The following is a 23,142-nucleotide window of genomic DNA, read 5'->3' as shown; positions in this document are numbered from 1 at the left end:
TTGAAAGACGCTTACATCGTCGATGCCATTCGCACCCCCATCGGTCGTTATGGCGGCGCTCTCTCCGCAGTGCGTGCAGACGACCTGGGCGCCATCCCCATCAAGGCGCTGACCGAGCGTCATCCCGACCTGGACTGGTCGAAAGTTGACGACGTTCTCTACGGCTGTGCCAACCAGGCCGGCGAAGACAACCGCGACGTTGCCCGTATGTCCCTGCTGCTGGCAGGCCTGCCGGTAGACGTGCCGGGCAGCACCATCAACCGCCTCTGCGGTTCCGGCATGGATGCAGTGGGCAGCGCCGCCCGGGCCATCCGTACTGGCGAAACCCAGCTGATGATTGCCGGCGGCGTCGAATCCATGTCTCGGGCTCCCTTCGTTATGGGCAAGGCCGAGTCCGCGTTCAGCCGCAAGGCGGAGATTTTTGACACCACCATCGGCTGGCGTTTTGTAAACCCGGTCCTGAAAAAGCAATACGGCATCGATTCCATGCCCGAAACCGCCGAGAACGTGGCGGCCGATTTCGGCATTTCGCGGGAAGATCAGGACGCCTTTGCCCTGCGCAGCCAGCAGCGCACAGCGGCCGCCCAAAAGGATGGCCGATTCGCTACGGAGATCACACCGGTCACGATTCCCCGTCGCAAGCAAGACCCACTGGTGGTGGATACTGATGAGCACCCCCGGGAAACCAGCCTTGAAAAGCTGGCCTCGCTGCCGACCCCGTTCCGTGAAAACGGCACAGTCACCGCCGGTAACGCGTCCGGCGTGAACGACGGCGCCTGCGCACTGCTGCTGGCCGGAGCCGATGCTCTCGAGCAATACAACCTTAAACCCCGCGCTCGAATCGTTGCCATGTCAACGGCCGGCGTGGAGCCCCGGATCATGGGCTTTGGCCCGGCTCCCGCCACCCGCAAGGTTCTGGCCACGGCCGGCCTGGAACTGGCGGATATGGATGTGATCGAGCTGAACGAGGCGTTTGCCGCCCAGGCCCTGGCAGTTACCCGGGACCTCGGCCTGCCGGATGATGCCGAGCACGTGAACCCGAACGGTGGCGCCATTGCCCTGGGCCATCCTCTGGGCATGAGCGGTGCCCGGCTGGTCACTACCGCCCTGAACGAACTGGAACGCCGCCACGCCGCGGGCCAGAAAGCCCGGTATGCCCTGTGCACCATGTGCATCGGTGTTGGCCAGGGAATCGCCCTGATCATTGAGCGGACGGATGCGGTGGCCTGAGGCCACCGTGCGGAACTGAACTAAGACCATTACTCGACAAGAACAACGCAGGACAGACTCATGACCTTACCACTGCAAAAACTTGGCAAACTTGACCGCATGGAAACCGCCAGCATCGATGAGCTGCGCCACGAACAGCTGCAACGCCTGCGCTGGAGTGTGGTCCATGCTTACACCAACGTGCCGTTCTACCGCAAAGCGTTTGATGACATCGGCCTGAAGCCCATGGACATCAACTCGCTGGACGATCTGGCCAAGGTGCCATTTACCACCAAGGCGGATCTGCGCGACAACTACCCATTTGGCATGTTTGCCACACCCATGTCGGATGTGGTTCGGGTGCACGCTTCCAGTGGTACCACCGGCAAGCCAACCGTGGTTGGTTACACCCAGAGCGACATCAACACCTGGGCCGACATTGTCGCCCGTTCCATCCGGGCCGGCGGCGGCTACCGGGGTGACAAGGTACATGTTTCCTATGGCTATGGCCTGTTCACCGGTGGCCTGGGCGCCCATTACGGCGCGGAGCGCCTGGGCTGCACCGTCATCCCCATGTCCGGTGGCCAGACTGAGAAGCAGGTACAACTGATCAAGGACTTCGAGCCAGACATCATCATGGTCACTCCGTCCTACATGCTGAACATTGCCGATGAGATGGAACGCCAGGGTATCGATCCCCACAAGCTGCCTCTGCGCCTTGGTATTTTCGGCGCAGAGCCCTGGACCAACGCCATGCGCACCGAGATCGAAGAGCGCCTTGGCATCGAGGCACTGGATATCTATGGCCTCTCTGAAGTCATGGGTCCCGGTGTGGGCATGGAGTGCATTGAAACGAAAGATGGCCCCACCATCTGGGAAGACCACTTCTACCCGGAAATCATCAACCCGGATACCGGCGAAGTACTGCCAGACGGTGAATACGGCGAGCTGGTCTTTACCTCACTGACCAAGGTGGCCCTGCCGATTCTGCGTTACCGCACCCGGGATCTCACGCGCCTGTTGCCGGGCACCGCCCGCCCGATGCGCCGGATCGACAAGATCACCGGTCGCAGCGACGACATGCTGATTATTCGTGGCGTGAACGTGTTCCCGAGCCAGATCGAGGAGCAGGTACTGAAGTGCGACGCGCTGGCGCCCCACTACGAGATCGAGGTTTACAAGGAAGGCAACCTGGACTGTGTGGATATCCGGGCCGAGCTGCAACCGGGCGCGACGGACACCCCCGAAAGTCGCGCCGCAGCGGCCAAGGAACTGACACACCACATCAAGTCCTACATCGGCATCAGCACCCGTGTTGAAGTGGTGGAAACCAATCGTCTGGCCCGCTCAGAAGGCAAGGCCAAGCGGGTCTTCGACCGCCGGAACAAGTAAGTCCCCAGCCAGACAGAGAGCCAGACCGCAGCCATTGCGGCTGGCTCTCTCGCCCTTTCCTGCCTTCTCCTGCACATAATCGTCGATTTAATTTCACTTTCCGTTCGCTGATCTCAATAGCATTTTCACACGTATCATATTTTTTATTATGCAAATCAGCACTATAGGATTCTTTAAGGAAGCTTTTAGATATAACATGACACACAAAGGCAGTTCTTGATATTTATTCAGTATCATATAATATGGACATATTGACCCTCAGCCGTCACTGAGGTCTCTCTTGTTCACGGACAACAGAACAACAAGCCCGATCCGGAGGTATTTGTTTATGTACGCCCAGCTCGTTGAAACCGGCGCCAAGCGCCTGAAGACCAAAGAAGAGATGTCGCCTGAAGAGCGCGAGTTTCAGGAAAAGGTCGACGCCGAAACCAAAATCGAACCCAAGAACTGGATGCCGGAAGGCTACCGGAAGACCCTCATTCGCCAGATTTCCCAGCACGCCCACTCGGAAGTGGTTGGCATGCTGCCGGAAGGCAACTGGGTAACCCGTGCGCCGACCCTCAAGCGCAAGCTCCAGCTGATGGCCAAGATTCAGGACGAAGCGGGCCACGGCCTGTACCTGTACAGCGCCATGGAAACCCTGGGCGCCGACCGTGACGAAGAGATCGAGAAGCTGCATCAGGGCAAAGCCAAGTACTCCAGCATCTTCAACTATCCGACCCTGAACTGGGCCGATATGGGTGCTGTCGGCTGGCTGGTGGATGGCGCCGCCATCGTGAACCAGGTGGTGCTGCAGCGGACCTCCTACGGCCCCTACTCCCGCGCCATGATCCGCATCTGTAAGGAAGAGAGCTTCCACCAGCGTCAGGGTTACCAGATCCTGCTGGACATGATGCGCGAAGGCACCGAAGAGCAAAAAGCCATGGTTCAGGACGCCATCAACCGTCTGTGGTGGCCGGCCCTGATGATGTTCGGACCACACGATGATGAATCCCCGAACTCACAGCAGTCCATGGCCTGGAAGATCAAGCGCAAGAGCAACGACGAACTGCGCCAGATGTTTATTGACCAGACCGTGCCGCAGCTCGAGTTCCTTGGCTGCACCGCACCGGATCCGGACCTGAAATGGAATGAAGAAACCGGCCACTATGATTTCGGTGAAATCAACTGGCAGGAATTCTATGACGTTCTCAAGGGCAATGGTCCCTGCAACCGCGAGCGCATCAAGACTCGCAAGAACGCGATTGATGGCGGCGCATGGGTCCGTGAAGCGGCCGTCGCCTACGCCGAAAAACAAAAACAGCGCGCGCAAGCCGCTTGATACCGGAGGAATAGAACATGGCTGAATGGCGCCTTTACGAAGTTTTCGTGAGATCCAAGCACGGTCTGAACCACAAACACGTTGGCAGCGTTCACGCTGCTGACGCCGAGATGGCCATGGAGAACGCCCGTGACCTGTACACACGCCGCAACGAAGGCGTAAGCATCTGGGTTGTGCCCTCCGACACCATCACGGCGTCCGCGTCCGACGAGAAGGAAGTGCTTTTCGATCCGTCGGAAGACAAGGTTTACCGGCACGCTTCCTTCTACAAGCTGCCCGATGAAGTCGGACACATGTAAGGAGCGGTACCCATGACACAAGCAGAAGCATTACAGGAATACCTGCTGCGCCTGGCAGACTCCGACATGATCCTGGGCCAGCGGCTGTGCGAACTTTGCGGCAAGGCCCCGGCACTTGAGGAAGAGATGGCATTGATGAACGTTGCCCTCGACCTCGTCGGCCAGGCCCGCAACTGGTACGAGTACGCCGCTGAGCTGATCAATGATGGCCGCGATGCCGACAAGCTTTGCTTCCGTCGCGATGCCCACGACTACCGTAACCTGCTGCTCACCGAGCAGCCCAACGAGGATTACGCCGTCACCATGGGCCGTCAGTTCTTCTTCGACGTGTACCACTACTTCACGCTCAAGAGCCTGACCGAGTCGAGTGATGAGCGCATTGCCGGCATCGCTGCCAAGTCGCTGAAAGAGGTGACCTATCACCTGCGTCGCTCCTCGGAGTGGGTGAAGCGTCTTGGCGACGGCACCGAAGAAAGCCATCGCCGCATGCAGGATGCCGTTGATATTCTCTGGCGCTTCACCGGTGAACTGATCACTCCGGACGACACCGATCGTTTGATGGCCGAGGCGGGCATTGGCCCGGATCCTGACCAGCTGGCCAAAGACTGGCGCGGCATGGTCAATGAGGTGCTTACCCAGGCAACCCTGACACCGGGCGCAGAAGACGCCTGGATGTACATGGGCGGCAAGCACGGCGAGCACACCGAGCACCTTGGCTTCATCCTGGCAGAAATGCAGTTCCTGCAGAGGGCCTATCCCGATGCCACAACATGGTGATTCAGACAGCCGGTCAGCTGTCGACATTCTGATTGCCAGCGATCGGGTGCCGGCCAACGCCCGCCCCGATCTGCTGACAGAAGACGACATCTGGGCACTTCTTGAGGAGGTCAAAGACCCCGAAGTGCCGGCAGTCAGTGTCGTGGAGCTCGGCATTGTCCGGGCGGTTCACTGGGATGGCAAAGAGCTGTCCATCGACGTGACCCCGACCTACTCCGGGTGCCCGGCCACTGAACTGATTGAAGAACTGATCGCTGAAGCCCTGCGCGCTGCAGGCTTCCGGGATCCGAAAATCAATCAGGTGCTGACCCCTGCCTGGACCACCGACTGGATCACAGACGAAGGCAAAGAGAAGCTTCGGGCCTTTGGCATCGCGCCACCCGAGGGCAGCTCCAGCAAGATGAGCCTGCTCGGGGAACCGGAGGTGATTGCCTGCCCACACTGCGGCAGCAAGGACACCGAACGGGTCAGCGAGTTCGGATCCACCGCCTGTAAAGCCCTTTACCGTTGCAAGGAATGCCTCGAGCCCTTCGACTATTTCAAATGCATCTAGAGCCGATACGATCATGAACAAATTTTACTCACTGACCCTCAAAGAGGTCAGACCTGAAACAAGAAACGCCGTATCACTAGCTTTTGACGTGCCGGAAGATCTGGCAGACAAATTTCATTACCAGCAGGGCCAGCACCTGATCGTGCGCACCAAGCTGGATGGCGAGGAAGTGCGCCGCTCCTACTCGATCTGCCGCAGCGTCAACGATCAGGAACTGCGCATTGCGGTCAAACAGGTTCCCGGCGGTCGCTTCTCCACGTTCGCCAACGAGCAGCTCAAGCCCGGCCAGACTCTCGAAGTCATGCCTCCCCAGGGCCATTTCTCCATCGATCTGGACCCGGAACGCGAAGGTAATTACCTGGCCGTTGCTGCTGGCAGTGGCATTACCCCGATCCTGTCGATCGTGAAGACCACTCTGGAGACCGAGCCCAAGAGCGAGGTCACCCTGTTCTACGGCAACAAGGCTACCAGCAGCACCATGTTCCGTGACGAACTCCAGGACCTGAAGAACGAGTACATGTCCCGCCTGAACCTGGTGTACATCTTCACCCGTGAAGAGCAGGACATTGACCTCTACAACGGCCGCATTGATCACGAGAAATGCGACAAGCTGTTCGACCACTGGATTGACGCCAAGGAACTGACCGCAGCGTTTATCTGTGGCCCGCAGATGATGACCGAAACCGTGCGTGACTCACTGCTCAAGCACGGCATGGAAAAGAGCAAGATCCACTTTGAACTGTTCACCCCCGCCGGCGGTGTACCACAGTCCCGGAAAGACCGGGATCCGGCTCACGTCGATCCCCAGTCAATCAGCGAAGTGACCGTGATCGCCGATGGCCGCTCCCTGACCTTCCCACTGGTGCGCGATACCAAGAGCATTCTTGATGCCGGAAACGAAGAAGGCGCCGATCTGCCGTACTCGTGCAAAGCCGGCGTCTGCTCCACGTGCCGCGCCAAGGTCGTGGAAGGCGAAGTGGAGATGGACCAGAACTTTGCTCTGGAAGACTACGAGGTGGAAGCCGGTTACGTGCTTTCCTGCCAGTGCTACCCGATCAGCGACAAGGTGGTTCTGGACTACGACGAGATGTAGTTTCCACCCCCAGAACAAGACCAGTGCAAGGCAAGTCCCGCAGCAGCGGGACTTGCCTTCGCGTTTCAGAAACGAATGGAGTTTCCCATGTCAGTCCTGAAAAGTTTTATTGCCGGCCAGTGGGTCGGTGAAAAGCCTGCCAAGGCTCTGCCAAGCGCCGTTAACGGCGAAATCGTCGCCCATACCCACGACGACACCCTCGATTTCAAGAACGCCGTTGAGTATGGCCGCAAGGTAGGCGGCAAGAACCTGATGGCGATGGATTTCCAGGAGCGCGCCCTGGCCCTGAAGGCCATGGCGCTGTACCTCCAGGAGCACAAGAAAGAACTCTACGCCCTGTCGATGCATACCGGTTCCACCAAGGGCGATAACGGTATCGATATTGATGGCGGTTTCGGCACCCTGTTCTCCTACGCCAGCATGGGCCGGCGCGAACTGCCGTCAGGCAACGTGGTTCACGAGGGGCCAGTAACTCCGCTGGGCAAGAACAACCACTTTGCCGGTACCCACATTCTGGTTCCCCGTGGTGGCGTGGCGGTTCACATTGACGCCTACAACTTCCCGGTGTGGGGCATGTTGGAGAAGTTCGCGCCCACCTTCCTGGCGGGCATGCCGTCCATCGTTAAGCCAGCCACCTCTACCTGCTATGTAACCGAACTGGCCGTCCGCCTGATGCACGAATCCGGCGCGCTTCCGGAAGGCAGCCTGCAGTTGATCATCGGCAGCACCGGCGACCTGTTTGACCACCTGGAAGAGCAGGACGTGGTGACCTTCACCGGCTCCGCCGCCACCGCGCGCAAGCTTCGTAACCACCCGAACATCATCAACCGTTCGATTCCGTTCAACGCCGAGGCGGACTCCCTGAACAGTGCAATCCTCGCCCCGGACGTGACCCCCGAGCACGACGAATTCGATGTCTTCGTAAAGGAAGTGGGCCGCGAGATGACCGCCAAGGCCGGTCAGAAGTGTACCGCTATCCGTCGTATTCTGGTTCCAAAAGGCCAGGTCGATGCGATCTGCGACAAGCTCAAAGAGCGCCTGTCAAAGGTTACTGTTGGCGATCCCTCTGTAGAAGGCGTTCGCATGGGTGCACTGGCCTCCATCGACCAGCTAGAAGATGTAAAAGCCAATATCCAGGAACTGCTCAAGACCAGCGAGCTGGTTATCGGTGGTGACGGAAGCTTCAAGGCCACCGGCGAAGGCACCGAGAAGGGCGCTTTCATCGAGCCGCACCTGCTGCTGTGCCGTAACCCGGAAAACGGTTGTGGTGCTCACGACATTGAAGCGTTCGGCCCCGTGGCTACGGTGATTCCTTACGACACCATCGAGGATGCCGTTGAGCTGTGCTCCAAGGGTCGCGGCTCACTGGTTACCACGATCACCACCCGCGATCCCGCCATTGCCGGCAAGGTTGCGCCTCTACTGGCTGCGTTCCACGGCCGTCTGCACCTCCTGGATGCCGAAGCGGCGAAAGAGTCCACTGGCCACGGTTCCCCCCTGCCGATGCTCAAGCATGGTGGCCCCGGTCGTGCCGGCGGCGGTGAGGAACTGGGCGGTATCCGTGCGGTACACCATTACCTGCAGCGCACCGCGATCCAGGGCTCCCCGACCATGCTCGCAGCGGTTACCCGTGAGTATGTGCGTGGCGCAGACGTTATCGAAACCGAAGTACACCCGTTCCGTCGCCATTTCGAGGACCTGCAGATCAACGAGTCTCTGCTGACTCATCGTCGTACGGTGACCGAAGCAGACATCGTGAACTTCGGCTGCCTCTCCGGTGACCATTTCTACATGCATTTCGATGAACTTGCCGCCCGGGAATCCCAGTTCGGCAAACGCATCGCCCACGGTTACTTCGTACTGTCGGCCGCGGCCGGCCTGTTCGTTTCCCCGGGCGAAGGCCCGGTCCTGGCGAACTACGGCCTGGATACACTGCGGTTCATTGAGCCGGTTGCGCCGGGAGATACCATCCGGGCGAGGCTGACCTGCAAGCGCAAGATCGATCAGGGTCGGACATCCCCCGACGGCCACCCCCAGGGTGTGGTGGTATGGGACGTCCAGGTGACCAACCAGAACGACGAGCTGGTTGCTAGCTACGACATCCTGACACTGGTTGCCAAGAAGCCCGAGTAACACCGGGCTTCCCTGCTTTCTCCCTGTCCTGGACCCCAGGGAGAAAGCGTCAGGCAAATAAAAGGGGGACAGGTCGCAAGACCTGTCCCCCTTTTATTGGTCAGAAGAAAATGCCTGGCGGTTACACGCCCAGGTAGGCCTCCCGGACCTTCTCGTTGCTGAGTAGTTCACGGCCGGAGCCTTCAATAACCACCTTGCCGGTCTCCAGCACATAGCCGCGATCGGCCAGCGCCAGCGCCTGGGACGCATTCTGCTCCACCAGGAAGATGGTGATACCCTCTTCCTTGAGCTCTTTAACGATGTTAAAGATCTCCTCAATGATCAGTGGCGCCAGCCCCATACTGGGCTCATCCAGAAGCAGCAGCCTCGGCTTGGCCATCAGGGCGCGCCCCATAGCCAGCATCTGCTGCTGACCACCGGAGAGTTCACCCGCCAGGTTATGGCGTTTCTGGCGCAGTATCGGGAACTTGGTATACATCCGTTCCAGATCGTCCATCACCTCGGGGGTTTTGCCCCGGGTGTAGGCACCCAACAGCAGGTTATCGTGCACACTCAGGTCCTTGAAAACCTGCCGGCCCTCGGGCACCTGAACAATGCCTTCAGCCACTCGCTGATCGGCACTGATCCTGGACAGATCCTTGCCCTCGAAGGTGATAGCACCGCGGTCAGTGGGCTGCAGACCGGAAATGGTCATCAGCAGGGTGGATTTGCCGGCACCGTTGGCACCAACAAGTGACACGATCTCACCGCTGTTGATGTGAATATCCACATCGTGCAGAACTTCGATCTGACCGTAGGACGTCACCAGCCCCTTGATGGACAGCATTTCCTCTTTGGCGTGAGGAGCTGTCACCCGGTCCGCGTGCTTGAGCCCCAGTCCGCCGAACTTCTCCGGGGTGTAGCTGACAATCTGGTGCCGCAACTCCCGGAACTCTTCCCGGACCCGCTCACCGAACAGCGGATCATTTTCAACATCCCGCGCTTCAATGATCTGCTGCCAGTCTTCTTCGGTCAGCAGTTTACGGGCCCGCGGAATGACCACGCCCTCTTCCTTGCGGATATGCTTGCGCAGGGCTTCGGTAAAGCGCGCCAGGGCATGACTGAACTCCTCTCGGCCCTCCGGCCAGTTTTGTTCGCAGTCAGTCAGCAAACGGCGGAGTTCCACCAGCTTTTCATGACCAATGACATAGCCCTTCGCCAGCTTCTCCAGCAGGGGCGCTGTCTCGGGGGACTTCTCACTGAGCCGCTTGTAAAGCTCGATGTCCGTGGGCGTGCTGTGGACCCTCTGGGAGAAGTGCTGAATGTAATCGAAAATGGTGGTCAGCAGCCGCTCATCCGGGCGCTGATCGTTGAGGTTCATATCACTCAGCAACTGGTCCAGCAGATCCAGAATCCGCCACAGTGCCTGGTGTTCATGAACAATAATCCGTACGGCCTGCTCGCTGCGTGACTGGGCAGGCGCCATTTCAGTATTTTGCTCGCTCATGTGAAATGTCTCCTTGCTCAGCCACCCAGGTAGGCGGCGATAACATCCGGGTTCTGGCGGATTTCCTCGGGGGTTCCTTCAGCCAGAACACGGCCGTAGTTAAGCACCAGCAACCGGTCGGATATCCCCATTACCAGTTTCATGTCGTGCTCAACCAGCATTACCGTGGTGCCCTGATCTGCAATCTTCCGGATCAGTTCTTCCAGCGCAGCGGTTTCAACCGCGTTCAAACCGGCTGCCGGCTCGTCCAATAGAATTACCTTGGGTTCTGCCGCCAGTGCCCGGGCAATCTCCAAACGCTTCAGCGCGCCATAGGACATCGCCGAGGCTTCGGCATCAAGGTAGTCACCGCATCCTACATATTCCATGAGTTCCGCCGCACGCTTGCGAGCCGCCGCTTCGTTGCGGCGCAGGGAAGGCAAACGGAACAGCGTGGTAAACAGATTGCTCTTGAGCTGCAGGTGTCGACCCAGCATCACGTTTTCGATGGCGGTCATGTTCATGCAGATCTGCATCTGCTGGAAGGTGCGGCACATGCCCCGCTCAGCCAGCTCATTCGGCTCCAGTTTTGCGGTGCTTTCACCGTTCAGCAGGATCTCACCCTTGGTTGGCGTATAAAGGCCGGTGATCAGGTTGAACAGAGTTGTCTTGCCGGCACCGTTGGGACCGATGACGGAATAGACCTGCCCGGCTTCCACAGAGAAGCTGACACCCTCGACCGCATGCACACCACCAAAGGCTTTATCCAGCCCTTTGACCTCAACAAGTGCTGTCATGCCTCACCTCCGGCTTTTTTCCGCATCTTCTTGGAAACAAAAGCGTTCAGAGTCGGGAGCAGCCCCTTGGGCATAAAAATCATCGTAAGCATCAGGATCAGGCCAAACATCACGTGTTCCAGCTCCTGGAAATCCGCCAGAACCTGGGGCAGCAATTTCAGCACCACGGCACCGAGAATCACTCCGAAAGTCGATCCCATGCCACCCAGTACAACCATGGTGATGAAAAGGATTGAGAATTCGAAACTTGCTACTGCGGGCGTTATGAAGCCCTGGAAATGGGCATACAGGCTACCCATGAGACTGGCGTAAATCGCAGAAATCACGAACACCAGGCTTTTGTACTTCGCTGTGTTCACACCGACAACACTGGCAGCTACTTCCGAGCCATGAACCGAACGCAACGCCCGGCCAATGGGTGACTCGATGAGGTTCAGGGCAAACCAGACCGCCACCAGAAGCACAACGCTGGCAAAGATATACCAGGCCTGGAAGCCTTCAATCTCCATTCCAAACAGCGAATAGCTGCCGAAAGTGCTGAGTTGCCAGCCGAACACCTCAAACGCCGGCACAGGCATGCCGTCTGGCCCGCCCGTCAGCGCCCGCTCGTTGTTGAGGATGATGGCAATAATGAAGCCCACCGCGAGGGTGGCCATGGAAAGATAGTGGCCCTTCAAGCGCAGAATCGGACGACCGACAATCCAGGCAATAGCGCCCACAGCAATGGCACCCACCACCAGTGCGGGCACCGAAGACCAGCCATAGGTGCCGGTCGCGATACCGGTAAAGTAAGCGCCCAGCCCGAAGAAACCGGCGTGGCCAAGACTGATCTGGCCAGCAAAGCCCACCAGCAGATTAAGACCAACCACCGTAGCGGCAATGATCGCCATCTGGGTAACCAGCTCGTAATGGAACGGGTTGCCCAGAAATGCGGGAAGAATGACAAGAATCAGGGCAAGAATAATCAGCCCCCGGAGACGCGACTGCATAAACGTATTCAACATCAGACGCGCTCCACTACCTTGGCACCGAACAATCCACGGGGCATGAAGAAGAGCACCAACAGGATCATGGAGAATGCCACGGCATCCTTGTAATCGGATGAGATGTAGCCGGCCGCCATGGCTTCAACGATACCGAGAGACAGACCGCCGACAACCGCACCGACACCGCTGCCCAGACCGCCAATCGCAGCGGCGACAAATCCTTTCAGCCCGAGAATGATACCGATGTCGTAGGAAGTAAACGTAATCGGTGCCACCACGATTCCGGCCACCGAACCCAATAGTGCTGACACCATAAACGCCAGCATGAGAACCATCTGGGTCCGGATACCAACGAGTCGTGCAGCTTCCTTGTTCATGGAAGTAGCCAGAATAGCTTTACCAATCAATGTCTTGGTAAAGAACAGCACCAGGCCTACCACCAGGATCGCACCTATTCCGAGTACCCAAAGGCTCTGGCTGTTCAACACCGCTCCAAACACCTCGATGGGCTGGTCGGTGCTGAAATTCTGCATCACATGGTATTCCTTGCCCCAGACAATCTGGGCAATACCACGAATGAAGATCGACGCACCGATGGTGATAATAATAAGGGTTACAACATCGGCCTGCTTGGCCGGCGCAATCGCGAAACGTTGCAGGGCAATGCCGAGGATGCCGGCCAGAATCACAGCCAACACGACTGCGAGAATCATGGGCACACCCATGGCCGTCAGGGAAACCGTGGCCATGCCTCCAATCATCAGGAACTCGCCCTGGGCGAAGTTGATGACGTGACTGGCGTTATAGATCAGCGTAAAGCCGAGGGCTATCAGGGCGTAGGTCGCACCGATAGTAATCCCGGTGAACAGGTACTGTAAGAATTCTGCGAGCATAGCGGTGGTTCCGGTCGAACATCGGCTGGCGATTGCCCCAGGGGGAGGAGCATCGCCAGCCGCGAGACAGGTTAAAGGAGTATCAGTTAATCAGCTTCCATTCGCCGTTCTGGACTTCCAGAATGCGGAAGGATTCCGGATCAAGGCCGTTGTGGTCTTCCGGTGACATGTTGAACACACCGGTTACGCCAACATAGCCATTGATGTTTTCCAGCGCGTTGCGAACAGCTTCCGGATCGGTAGAACCGGCTTCTTCCATCGCACGAACTGCCAGCATCAGGCCGTCGTAGGCGTAGGCACCGAAGGTGGATACCCTGGAATCCCAACGGGCCTCGTATTCAGCCTTGTAGTTCTGAACCACTTCTTTCTGGGGATCATCATCCGGCAGGGAATCCGGAACCAGCAGCGGGGAAGCAGGCAAACGCAGACCTTCTGCAGAAGAACCAGCCAGCTCCAGGAAGCTGTCAGATGCAACACCGTGAGACTGGTAGAACGGAAGTTCCATGCCCAGCTGGGCATAGTTGCGAGTCACGATGGCCGGACCCTGACCGAAACCGAAGTTCAGGACCGCTTGCACACCACTTGTGTTACGGATATTGGTCAGCTGGGCGGTCATGTCTGTATCAGATCCGCTGTAGGTCTCATCGGCCACTACTTCCATGCCCATCTGCTCGGCGACTTCCAGAGTCTGGGTGCGGCCGGAGCTGCCGAACCCGCCGGTACCGGAAATGAGGCCAAACTTGGTAATACCGCGGTCTTTCATGTCTGCAAGGATACGCTCAGCCGCCATGCGATCGGTCTGGGGCGTCTTGAAGACCCACTTCTTGACAGGATTGGTAATAACGACAGCACCGGCCAGGGAGATAAACGGTACGCCCGCCTGCTCAACGAGCGGAACGGCCGCCATGGTTGCGCCTGTGGTACTTCCGCCAACGATGATGTCCACCCGGTCAGAACGGATAAGACGGCTGGCGAAATTACGGGCCGAAGAGGCGTTACCAACGTCGTCGTAGTGGATCAGCTCGAGCTGACGACCAAGGACACCACCTTCTTCATTGATTTTTTCAACGTACATTTCGAGCGTTTTCAGCTCGGGATCACCAAGGAAGGATGCCGGCCCTGTGACGGACAGGAACGATCCGATCCTGATGGGATCAGCTGCCTGGGCGCTCATCATCATGAGACTGGCGGCTGCAACGGCTGCGCATTTTCCTGCGCGACGAATCACTGTTTTAAACATTGTTTTTGTTCTCCCGAATTGTGCAGGGGCTTGAGTTTTTGTGTCTTCGCTCCCGGTATAATTCGATACCATTGACGAATATCAAACGAAGTTATTGTATCATAACTCTCGTGTCAACCGATTTCACGGCACTCGGCCACAGCTCTTTCAGTAAAGCCGACACTGGCGCAACGTGCCAGCGCGGTAAATAGAAAGACAAGCCTTTACCTGACACGTAAGAACCGCATAATACGTGCAACGTGTTTCATTGATTCTTATTTGCGAACTCAGGCCATGACTGCAAAAAGCCAGCTAGAATTGCTCGTCAAGAATTTCCAGAAGAAGCGGCCGCTGCGCGCAGGCTCCCTCATCATTACCATCTATGGCGATGCCATTGTTCCCCGGGGTGGCAATGTCTGGCTGGGAAGCCTGATGAAGCTGGTTGAACCCATGGGCATCAGTCAACGACTGGTACGCACGTCGGTGTATCGCCTGGTTCAGGAATCCTGGTTGCAGACAGAAAAGGTGGGGCGCTGCAGTTACTACAGCCTCACGGGACCTGGCCTGCGCCGGTTCGAGCAGGCTTTCCAGCACGTCTATAACCTGGACACCGAGGAGTGGAGCGGGAGCTGGTGCCTGGTGTATCTGAACCAGCTGTCCCCGGAGCTGAGGCAGAAAGTCCGGGAAGAACTCAAGTGGTTGAGTTTCGGCAGCATGGCTCCGGGCCTGATGGAGCACCCACGGTTCACGCGAAGCGAGCTCATACCAATGCTCCAGGAATGGGGCGCCCTGGAGGACACCATCGTCATGCAGACCATGCCCATGGAGCAGAAGAGCCCAAAGGCGCTGAGACTGCAGGTTCGGGAGAGCTGGAACCTTGAAGAGCTGGGCGGTCGGTACCGTCGATTCCTGAGCCAATTCCGTCCGCTGTGGCGGGAGCTTCAGTCTGAGGACACACTGAGCACCGAGGAATGCCTTATTCTCCGGGTACTCCTGATCCACGAATACCGCAAGATCCTGCTGCGGGATCCGCTGTTGCCGGATGAACTACTGCCCGGCGACTGGGAAGGACGCAGTGCCAAACAGCTGTGTCGCAACCTGTACCGGCAGATCTACGCACGCGCCGAGCAGTGGCTCGACGAAAACCTCGAAAACGCCTCTGGCCCCCTTCCCGGTCCTGGCGAAAAGTTCTACAAGCGTTTCGGCGGATTGAGAGACACCGCGCCCACGACAGAACCCAGAACAGAACCGGAAGTGCTATAAACCAGGGCTAATCAGAGGATTGCCCGTCAGCGGACGAGAGCTGTTCTCTGGTTGCCAAACGCCCCTCGCGACGGATTTCCGCATTCTTGAAGCGGCGTTTCTGTTCGGCCGTCTCTGGAATCACTTCTGGCACGTCCACCGGACTGTCATTGTCGTCCAGTGCAACAAAGGTGAAAAAGGCCGAAAGAATATGCCGGGTGTCGCCGGTGTAGCTGTTTTCGGCCTCCACCCTCGCACCGATTTCCATGGAAGAGCCCCAGCTCCGGTTCAGCGAAAGACTGAATAACAGCGTATCGTTTCCCTTTGCCGGCGCCCTGAAATGGATTGAATCCACGGCAGCCGTCACACAAACATGGGCGGAATGGCGCTCCGCAACCACCAGAGCCAGCCGGTCGCACTTCGCCATGATCATGCCGCCGAACACCGTGTTGTGGGAATTCATGTCGTTCGGAAACACCTTGTAAACGTGCTTCTCAATAGCCGATGCTGATACGGGCTTTGAAGGCTTTCCTGGCATGATTTCCTTTTCCTCTTCGAGTGACATTCGATTGCGGAATCAATTCAACCCGCTATCGCGGCTTCGCCCTGACGCTGCTGCGCGCGCCTCGCCAGGTGAAGCATAACTACCCCCAACGCCATCACCACCAGCGTCAGCCACAGACCGTTGGTGTAGTTGCCCTCCACGTCGGCGAGATAGCCAACCACCGCCGGCGCCACCATCTGTGCAATGCCATAGCTGAACGTGAGCCGGCTCATGGGGCGTGATGGATTTTCCGGGAACACCCGCCCCACCATTGCCAGCATCATGCTGACAATACCGATAAAGCTCGCGCCGTAAATAACCGAACTGAGCATCACACTGGCGAGGCTGGTGTTCACGATCAGCATCAGGATGCTGACGGAGTTCAGGATGTAAGCGAGATACAAGGCCAGCCACTGCCCCCAGCGGCGGGAGAACACGTCCCACAACCAGCAGGCGGGGGTGGCCGCAAGACCGGCGATCAGCCAGACCAGCCAGCCCTGCCCCTGAAGCTCGGGCATGGATTCTGCAATGGCTACCAGGAAGGTGGCCGTGACCACATAGCCCACGCCGGCGCAGAAATACGCTAGCTGGAGGATCCGTATGAACCGGCTGCGTTCATCACCTGTTTTGGCCGCACCTGTTTTCGGCAAGGCACAGGCCCTATAGTCCGGCATCCAGCGCCAGGCAGGCACTAAAAGCGCAAGGGCCACGAGGCCGTAGATTACCCACTGCTGATCCCAGGTAAACGGATCCTTGATCAGCTCCGCGGTAACGGCGGTCAGGACAATCCCGAGGCCGATACCGGAAAAGAACACCCCAAGCTCGGACTTCTGGTTGTGCTTGATCAACCAGCTCATCAGCAGGCCGGCGCCAAGCAACATGCCCGCGGAGGTGCTCAGGCCGGAGATGAAACGCAGGATGAACCACAGCCACACATTGGTGGTGTACCCCATGAGAACCGTCGAAACCACGGCAACCACCAGCCCTAGCTGGTAAAGCCTTACCTTGAGACCGAGGTCGCTGATGCGGGTGATGAGCACTGCGCCAGTCAGGTAGCCGGCGTAGTTCACCGTTGCCAGCATCCCAACAACGGATTTGCTTAGCCCCAGTGCCGCGACCATTTCCGGGATCATGGGTGTGTAGGAAAAGCGGGCAATACCCACCATCACCACAACAGCAATGACGCTGGCGACCAGCACCTTTATGGTTTCAATCGGCTTCACGGGTGTCCTTACTTCAGAGTGTCTTCAAATCAGGCGCGGCCAAGGAACTTGCGCTCCTCCACGTTAATGCGAATGCGATCTCCTGTGGAAATGTGCTCGGGAACCTGAACAACCAGGCCCGTGGCAAAACGGGCGGGCTTGGTTCTGGCTGTCGCCGAGCCGCCTTTGACAGACGGATCTGTTTCGTCAATCACCAGCTCAACCGTCGGCGGCAGTGCCAGTGCAACCGGAGCATCCTTCAACAGGATGACCATCACGCCCTGAGTGTCCTCGGAGATGAACAACAACTCGTCGGCGATGGCTTCACGATTCAGGCTGTACTGTGTGAAGTCTTCGGTATCCATGAACACATACTCATCGCCATCAGCGTAGGAGAAGGTGACTTCCCGACGGGTGAGATCGGCCAGGTTGAGCATGTCGGAATCCTTGAAGGTCTCGTCAAGCTTCTGGCCGGTGACCACATCATACATGCGCATGCGGTAGAGACTGCCGCCAGCACGGCCCTGAGGCACTGAACGCTCGATATCCTTCACAAAATACACCCGACCATCGTATTCAACGGCGGAATTCTTTTTGATTTCACTGGCTCTGGGCATGTCTTCTGGTTCCGTAAAAATTGGGGTTTCGGGGCTGCTGATATACCACGACTTCGCCCCGGAATCGATAGCTCTTAGCTCACGAAGGCTCGTACATCCGACAGGAAACGGTCGACCTGTTCAGTGCTCGTAGCCCAGGAACACATCAGGCGGGCACTGCCGCCTATAAAGTTATAAAACCGCCAGCCTTTGGCCCGCAGTGCCGCCTGCAAGGGGTCCGGCATTTCCACAAAAACACCGTTCACCTGCCTCGGATAGCGTAACCGGATACCGGGAAGCCCTTCCAAACCCTCGGCAAGACGCTGTGCACAGGCATTGGCATGGCGGGCATTCTCCAACCAAACATCGCCTTCCAGAAGCCCGCACCAGGGTGCCGAGATATAGCGCATCTTCGAGGCCAGCTGGCCGGCCTGCTTGCAGCGCCATTCGAAGTCCTCCGCCAGAGAACGGTTGAAAAACACCACTGCCTCGCCAAGCGCCAGACCATTCTTGGTGCCCGAAAAACAAAGAACGTCGACACCGGCCTTCCAGGTAATCTCGGACGGGTGCACATCCAGCGCTGCCACCGCATTGGCGAAGCGGGCACCGTCCATATGGATATTAAGCCTGTGGCGATCAGCAACCTCTCGAATAACCCTGAGTTCCTCGGGCGTATACACCGTGCCCACTTCCGTGGCTTGAGTGAGACTGAGCGCCTTGGGCTTGGGGTAGTGAATGTCAGTCCGTTTGGTGACCAGGTGTTCGATACTCTCCGGCGTAAGCTTGCCGTTTTCACCCTGCCCCAGAAGCAGCTTGGCACCGTTGGACGCATACTCCGGGCCGCCGCATTCATCGGTCTCGATGTGCGCAAGCTCATGGCAGATCACGCTGTGGAATGACTGGCCAATCGACGCCAGGGCCAGAGAGTTGGCGGCGGTGCCGTTGAACACAAAGTAAACGTCACAGTCGGTATCGAACAGCTTTCTCAGACCATCCGCCGCTTTTTGCGTCCAGCTGTCCTCGCCGTATGCGGGTTCATCCATGCGGTTGGCCGCTTCCATGGCCTTCCAGGCCTGTGGGCAAACACCGCTGTAGTTGTCGCTGGCAAACTGCTCGGACTGGGACACAACCGCTCCTGAAATCTGAAAGGAAAGCCTTTTACGTTATAGCAACCGCCAGCAGTTGCCAACTTGCCGATACCCAGTTGCCACTGGATTGGCAGTATGACGAAGCCGGATACTTTATACTCTTGCCCCTTAAAGCCAGTAGCACAGGGGCACTCCCGCCATGAGGCGCTTCAACATCGCCAGTATTCCCGGCCGGATCATTACCGCCATCATTGCAGTCGTCTGCCTGGCCGGCAGCTACTACGCGATGACGACAGGCCTTAGCCAGCTCACCGAGGCGCGGCAACTGGAACGGCTACCTGAGACACCCATCGGCGGTTTGACCACGGGCCCATACGTGGTCGCAGGCGATGTCACGGACCAGCTGGGAACGCTCAATACGCCCTATTCCAAAACCAAGGCGGTCTACTATCGCTACAAACTGGAGGAAGAATATCGCGATTCCGACGGTGATTTGCGCATCCGCACCCTGGATTCGGGCGCTCGTGGCGGCAATTTCCTGCTCAGGGACCAGACCGGATCGGTCACTGTGGCAGCGGGCGGCAATCTTGGGGCCGCGGAGTGGGTCTTGGAGCGGACCTATCGCCAGCAATCCGGTCGGCGAATCTATTCGGAGTGGGCCCTCGTTCCGGGCCACACAGCGAGAGTAATAGGCCAATACGATAGCAATACTTCGTCCATCAGCTTTGCAGGCCTGGATGATTTCAGTCTGCCCGCTATGGTCTCCAGGAATACCCTGGCCGCAGACAGTGGCGACAGGTTCTTCGAAGCTGCCATCCGCATTTCCATCGCAACCGGCCTGCTGGCGCTGGGCGTTGCGCTACTGCTGCCCCTCGTAAAGATTCACCGATTCTGGGTCTACGTCCTGGTGATGACGTTTGCGGTGTCAGGAACTCTATCAGTGCTTGGCATCAACAAGCTCCGGCAGGAATGGTCGGCCATCGCCGATTTGTATGAAACCCGCTATCAACAGCTGGATGCAGCCAGCTCCGAGCCACTGGTGCTTGCCGACGTGGCCGCACTGCAGCAACTGATCCGCCAGAGCACCAGTGGCTGGCTGGATCGCTGGATGTTCCGGAGCGTGGTCCAGAATCGCCTGCCCGTTCCCGAGCTGGATGAAAGGACAGCAAACATGGCCCAATCTATCGTGGCCAGCCAGCCCGAAGGCCGATATCAGCACGCCTGGACCAGCCGGGGGCTGGCAGCAGCCAGCATTATTGCTGCCCTCTTGCTCTTGTGGTTGTCGATCCGGACCGTCAAATTCAAGCGCCTGATTGAGGCGGTTCATACCAGCAGCACCCGCGGGCTCAGTTTTGGTCTCTCTGAGCTCAAGGCCATGGTGGATGTTGATGATGACCACCCGCCTCTTCGTGACCCACTGAAAAACGAAAAATGCGTGGCCTTCTATTACAAGGTAGAAGAGAAGCGTGGCTCCGGAAAAAACGAAAAATGGCATGTGATAGAGCACCGTCAGGAAAGCGTGCCTTTCTGGCTTGAGGACATTGAGGGGAAAGTTCTCGTGCAGCCTGACGGAGCAAAGATCGAATACCCCCAATACCATTCAGAACGCGAGGGCGACAGGCGTTACAGCGTGCGTTTCCTCGACACCTTCGTGAACGTCTATTGCCTGGGCTTTGCCGGACTGGACCGCGACAGGCCGGACCGACTCACAATTCAGAAGGATGAAGCGTCACCCTTCCTGATCAGTGGCAACGAAGAAGAGGACATTGTGCTGGACCGCGGCGCACGGGGGTTTGCGGGCATTGCCCTGACCCTCGGCCTGTTCCTGTTCGCCACCACTGCCCTGTTTGCGGCAGACGGCGGTTTCAGCCCGGACAACCTGATTCTGTCAGCGCTGACGGTACCGTTTGTACTGCTAATTTACACCGGCATCCTGCACTACAACGACATTGTTTTTCTGAAAAACCGCGTTGATCGAGCAGCCGCCAATATCGATACCATTCTCCAGCAACGCCATGACCTGTGGCCCAACCTGGAGAAAGTCGTAAAGGCGTCTCTGGCCCATGAAAAACAACTGCTGAAAGCCATTGCCCAGCTGCGTAATGCCGACCCCGCCGAGATGAATTCGAGCGGGCAGGCAGACAAGCTGATCCAGTTCGAGAGGAAGGTAACCAACGCACTTCAGGCCCGGATCGAAGGCTATCCGGACCTGAAGAACAATGAGGTGATTCAGAAATTCATGTCGATCATGGCAGAGACGGAAAACTATCTTTCGCTACTGCGAAACAGCTACACCGAGAGCGCCATGATCTACAACACGCGGATTCAGTCCTTCCCCGACGTAATCCTTACCAAGCTGTTCCGTTTTCGCGAAGCAGCCCAGTTTGGTTCCGAAGCCTGAACTAGCCGTTCAGGCCGAGGTGCTCGGCGTCCTGCTCGATGCAACGATCCAGCAGCGCCAGATAGTCCGCCTTGGCCTTTACCTTGGTTTCACGATGAGCGCGCATGTTCAGGGTCTTGAAGTGGAGCGCCAGCTCGGTGGCTCGCTCAACCAGTTTGTCCTGGGCAACCACCTCATCCAGGAAGCCTGCCTCTACAGCTCCTTGGGGGTCGTAGATCTCCGCGTTCACGACCGAGCGATAGAAGTGCGCAGGCGCCAGTCGATGGCGGGCAATTTCGATCCCGGCGTGGTGCATGGTCATGCCGATTGCAACCTCGTTCAGGCCGAGTTTGAAGGGCCCCTCAATACCAATGCGGTGATCCACTGACAGCAGAATGAAGGCACCCTTGGCAATGGCGTGGCCGCTACAGGCACCAATAATGGGCAAGGGGAACGCCGCCAGTCGACGGGTAAAGGTGGAGCCAGTCTTGACCAGCGTGGCGGCCTCTTTGGGGCCTTTCTGCATTTCTTTCAGATCATAGCCGGCAGAGAAAACGCCAGGCTGGCCAGTCAGGATCACAACGGCCTTGTCCTGCTCCGCCCGATCCAGCGCGGCATTGAGCCCCTCGAACACCTCATGGCTCAGGGCGTTGGCCTTGCCATTGCTGATGGCAATCGTAGCGACACCGTCTTTCAGTTCATAACTTACCAGCTCAGTCACCTGTACTACCTCTCTACCGGAATTAAAGTGAGTGTTTGTTTACTTCACTGAACCTGATTGTGTGGCACACGAGCCCAAGATTCAACATCAATTAGTCTTCTTAGTTAGTTGCAACTGTCAGATCTATTCTCAGGGTTCAATGATAGGAGGCAAGGTAGGTAAGCAGCGGGCCGATCCAAATCGTAAGAGATACGCCGAGTCCGAATTTACCGGGTTTCAACAGCGTGCTTTTCTTGGGATTGTTCGGGTTATAGAAAATCTTAACCAAGTCCCCCTGCCGATCCACGCTTTTAAACTGGTGCTCGAGAATACCCCTGGCGTTTCGATTGGTGACGAAGATCCAAGGTGAAACACGTTTGCCTTGATACCTTTTGCCGTGAACCTCATATTCATAGAGGGCGCTGACAACATAACGCGTATCAGCATCATATCGATCACTTCCACCAAAGGTGCGGGTGCCTCCGTCCAGTAATTTGCCTGTGACTGAAGGCCACTGCCTCATACGCAACTGGCCGAAGAGCGAAATGCTCATGATCAAAAAGCAGTAGAGCGCAATGAAAAACATGACACCCTGCTTTTCACCTGCTCTAGCCAGCTCCCACATCGTAATCAGGTATTCCACGCGGTTTGCTCTTTTGGTTGAGGATGGCCTGCCTATTCTCTTTATCTTTTTGAGGGGGAAGAATAGATTTTTTGATGCTGAGCGTGATTATTTCGCCATGACTAAACTCACGCAACGGTCGCAAAGCGAACATTCAGATTTGGGCATAACGATGTTCTGAGTCGGGCCGCTGGTTCGCCATCGTCAGTCACCAGCTCGGGCGCGCATTTCCCAATACTCAGCGCGCTCGGTGTCCTTCTGCACGCCTTTTCCCGTGCGGTAAGCGCTTTCAACCTGTTCCATGGCAATCCAGTCGCCGATTTCAGCTGCCCGCAGATACCAACGAAAGGCATTGCTGTAACTCTGTTCTACTCCCTTACCCTCCGAGTACATGTTAGCTACGTTAAGCATGCCCTGAGGATTCCCGTCCTCGGCGAGTGTAAGATAGCGCTCGAACGCAAGGTCATACTGACCCATTTTATAAACGGCATAGGCTTCCAGCGTTCTGATCATTTCCCGAGCAACGCGAATCTGGTCATCCGACGCCTGGGCTGTAGTTGCATTGGGTGCCATAAAGACTAACGCCGCGAGTACCGTTGCTTTGAGATCGTGCCTGTATGATTGCATGACA

At 57.5% G+C, this 23,142-nt stretch carries 22 protein-coding genes and 1 pseudogene; 10 read left to right on the top strand and 13 right to left on the bottom strand.

Going from position 1 to position 23,142, the window contains the following annotated elements; genetic code table 11:
* From pcaF to paaZ, 8 genes are all read left to right on the top strand, one after another.
* Complete coding sequence (gene pcaF, locus WA411_RS10195; RefSeq protein ID WP_418766810.1) at positions 1 to 1,230, top strand: 3-oxoadipyl-CoA thiolase; 1,230 nt, start codon at positions 1 to 3, stop codon at positions 1,228 to 1,230.
* A 60-nt stretch (positions 1,231 to 1,290) separates the two neighbouring features.
* Complete coding sequence (paaK, locus tag WA411_RS10190; protein WP_291906213.1) at positions 1,291 to 2,601, top strand: phenylacetate--CoA ligase PaaK; 1,311 nt, start codon at positions 1,291 to 1,293, stop codon at positions 2,599 to 2,601.
* A 328-nt stretch (positions 2,602 to 2,929) separates the two neighbouring features.
* On the top strand, positions 2,930 to 3,922 hold the full coding sequence (gene paaA / locus WA411_RS10185) for a 1,2-phenylacetyl-CoA epoxidase subunit PaaA (RefSeq protein WP_069182873.1): 993 nt from the start codon (positions 2,930 to 2,932) through the stop codon (positions 3,920 to 3,922).
* 17 nt (positions 3,923 to 3,939) lie between these two features.
* Positions 3,940 to 4,221, top strand: a complete 282-nt coding sequence (gene paaB, locus WA411_RS10180) for a 1,2-phenylacetyl-CoA epoxidase subunit PaaB (RefSeq protein ID WP_069182872.1) — start codon at positions 3,940 to 3,942, stop codon at positions 4,219 to 4,221.
* A 12-nt stretch (positions 4,222 to 4,233) separates the two neighbouring features.
* Positions 4,234 to 4,998, top strand: coding sequence for a 1,2-phenylacetyl-CoA epoxidase subunit PaaC (gene paaC, locus WA411_RS10175; RefSeq protein ID WP_136632167.1), 765 nt, complete (start codon positions 4,234 to 4,236; stop codon positions 4,996 to 4,998).
* Entirely contained in the window at positions 4,982 to 5,551 is a 570-nt protein-coding gene (paaD, locus tag WA411_RS10170; protein ID WP_069182870.1) for a 1,2-phenylacetyl-CoA epoxidase subunit PaaD, read from the top strand. The genes paaC and paaD overlap by 17 nt, the downstream gene beginning before the upstream one ends.
* A 13-nt stretch (positions 5,552 to 5,564) precedes the next feature.
* Positions 5,565 to 6,644: a 1,2-phenylacetyl-CoA epoxidase subunit PaaE gene (paaE, locus tag WA411_RS10165; protein WP_153633831.1), complete on the top strand. Its 1,080-nt coding sequence runs from the start codon at positions 5,565 to 5,567 to the stop codon at positions 6,642 to 6,644.
* Positions 6,645 to 6,731: 87 nt separating this feature from the next.
* A complete protein-coding gene (gene paaZ / locus WA411_RS10160) occupies positions 6,732 to 8,777 on the top strand; it encodes a phenylacetic acid degradation bifunctional protein PaaZ (protein ID WP_291906222.1) in 2,046 nt (681 codons plus the stop codon).
* Positions 8,778 to 8,898: 121 nt separating this feature from the next.
* On the opposite strand, the gene WA411_RS10155 is transcribed toward paaZ, so the two are convergent.
* From WA411_RS10155 to WA411_RS10130, 6 genes and pseudogenes are all read right to left on the bottom strand, one after another.
* On the bottom strand, positions 8,899 to 9,603 hold the full coding sequence (locus WA411_RS10155) for an ABC transporter ATP-binding protein (RefSeq protein WP_291906677.1): 705 nt from the start codon (positions 9,601 to 9,603) through the stop codon (positions 8,899 to 8,901).
* A gap of 210 nt (positions 9,604 to 9,813) precedes the next feature.
* Positions 9,814 to 10,242: pseudogene (locus WA411_RS10150) on the bottom strand (hemerythrin domain-containing protein); the annotation flags it as partial.
* Positions 10,243 to 10,280: 38 nt separating this feature from the next.
* Entirely contained in the window at positions 10,281 to 11,039 is a 759-nt protein-coding gene (locus tag WA411_RS10145; protein WP_291906224.1) for an ABC transporter ATP-binding protein, read from the bottom strand.
* Positions 11,036 to 12,043, bottom strand: a complete 1,008-nt coding sequence (locus WA411_RS10140; RefSeq protein WP_291906226.1) for a branched-chain amino acid ABC transporter permease — start codon at positions 12,041 to 12,043, stop codon at positions 11,036 to 11,038. The genes WA411_RS10145 and WA411_RS10140 overlap by 4 nt, the downstream gene beginning before the upstream one ends.
* Complete coding sequence (locus tag WA411_RS10135) at positions 12,043 to 12,918, bottom strand: branched-chain amino acid ABC transporter permease (protein ID WP_291906228.1); 876 nt, start codon at positions 12,916 to 12,918, stop codon at positions 12,043 to 12,045. Before WA411_RS10135 ends, WA411_RS10140 begins: the two co-directional genes overlap by 1 nt.
* Before the next feature lie 82 nt (positions 12,919 to 13,000).
* On the bottom strand, positions 13,001 to 14,158 hold the full coding sequence (locus tag WA411_RS10130; protein WP_291906230.1) for an ABC transporter substrate-binding protein: 1,158 nt from the start codon (positions 14,156 to 14,158) through the stop codon (positions 13,001 to 13,003).
* A gap of 273 nt (positions 14,159 to 14,431) precedes the next feature.
* On the opposite strand from WA411_RS10130, the gene paaX reads away from it, so the two are divergent.
* Positions 14,432 to 15,400, top strand: coding sequence for a phenylacetic acid degradation operon negative regulatory protein PaaX (paaX, locus tag WA411_RS10125; RefSeq protein WP_291906232.1), 969 nt, complete (start codon positions 14,432 to 14,434; stop codon positions 15,398 to 15,400).
* Between the two features lie 7 nt (positions 15,401 to 15,407).
* Here paaX and WA411_RS10120 read toward each other — a convergent pair whose 3' ends face one another.
* From WA411_RS10120 to WA411_RS10105, 4 genes are all read right to left on the bottom strand, one after another.
* A complete protein-coding gene (locus WA411_RS10120; protein ID WP_291906234.1) occupies positions 15,408 to 15,917 on the bottom strand; it encodes an acyl-CoA thioesterase in 510 nt (169 codons plus the stop codon).
* 44 nt (positions 15,918 to 15,961) lie between these two features.
* Positions 15,962 to 17,146, bottom strand: a complete 1,185-nt coding sequence (locus WA411_RS10115) for a YbfB/YjiJ family MFS transporter (protein WP_291906236.1) — start codon at positions 17,144 to 17,146, stop codon at positions 15,962 to 15,964.
* A 29-nt stretch (positions 17,147 to 17,175) separates the two neighbouring features.
* Positions 17,176 to 17,742 carry an elongation factor P-like protein EfpL gene (efpL, locus tag WA411_RS10110; protein ID WP_069182860.1) on the bottom strand — a complete coding sequence of 189 codons (567 nt, stop codon included), beginning with the start codon at positions 17,740 to 17,742 and terminating at the stop codon, positions 17,176 to 17,178.
* Positions 17,743 to 17,816: 74 nt separating this feature from the next.
* Positions 17,817 to 18,848, bottom strand: a complete 1,032-nt coding sequence (locus WA411_RS10105; protein ID WP_291906238.1) for a threonine aldolase family protein — start codon at positions 18,846 to 18,848, stop codon at positions 17,817 to 17,819.
* 160 nt (positions 18,849 to 19,008) lie between these two features.
* On the opposite strand from WA411_RS10105, the gene WA411_RS10100 reads away from it, so the two are divergent.
* Positions 19,009 to 21,210, top strand: coding sequence for a LemA family protein (locus tag WA411_RS10100; RefSeq protein ID WP_291906240.1), 2,202 nt, complete (start codon positions 19,009 to 19,011; stop codon positions 21,208 to 21,210).
* A gap of 1 nt (position 21,211) precedes the next feature.
* On the opposite strand, the gene WA411_RS10095 is transcribed toward WA411_RS10100, so the two are convergent.
* From WA411_RS10095 to WA411_RS10085, 3 genes are all read right to left on the bottom strand, one after another.
* Positions 21,212 to 21,910, bottom strand: a complete 699-nt coding sequence (locus WA411_RS10095; RefSeq protein ID WP_291906242.1) for a crotonase/enoyl-CoA hydratase family protein — start codon at positions 21,908 to 21,910, stop codon at positions 21,212 to 21,214.
* Between the two features lie 136 nt (positions 21,911 to 22,046).
* Positions 22,047 to 22,532, bottom strand: coding sequence for a DUF3592 domain-containing protein (locus tag WA411_RS10090; protein WP_291906244.1), 486 nt, complete (start codon positions 22,530 to 22,532; stop codon positions 22,047 to 22,049).
* Positions 22,533 to 22,715: 183 nt separating this feature from the next.
* Positions 22,716 to 23,138, bottom strand: coding sequence for a tetratricopeptide repeat protein (locus tag WA411_RS10085; protein WP_153634822.1), 423 nt, complete (start codon positions 23,136 to 23,138; stop codon positions 22,716 to 22,718).
* Between the last annotated feature and the right edge of the window lie 4 nt (positions 23,139 to 23,142).

Source organism: Marinobacter sp. CH_CUG1437-1 (assembly GCF_037029655.1).
Classification (GTDB): Bacteria; Pseudomonadota; Gammaproteobacteria; order Pseudomonadales; family Oleiphilaceae; genus Marinobacter; species Marinobacter salsuginis.
This window is presented reverse-complemented; position numbering and strand designations above follow the sequence as displayed.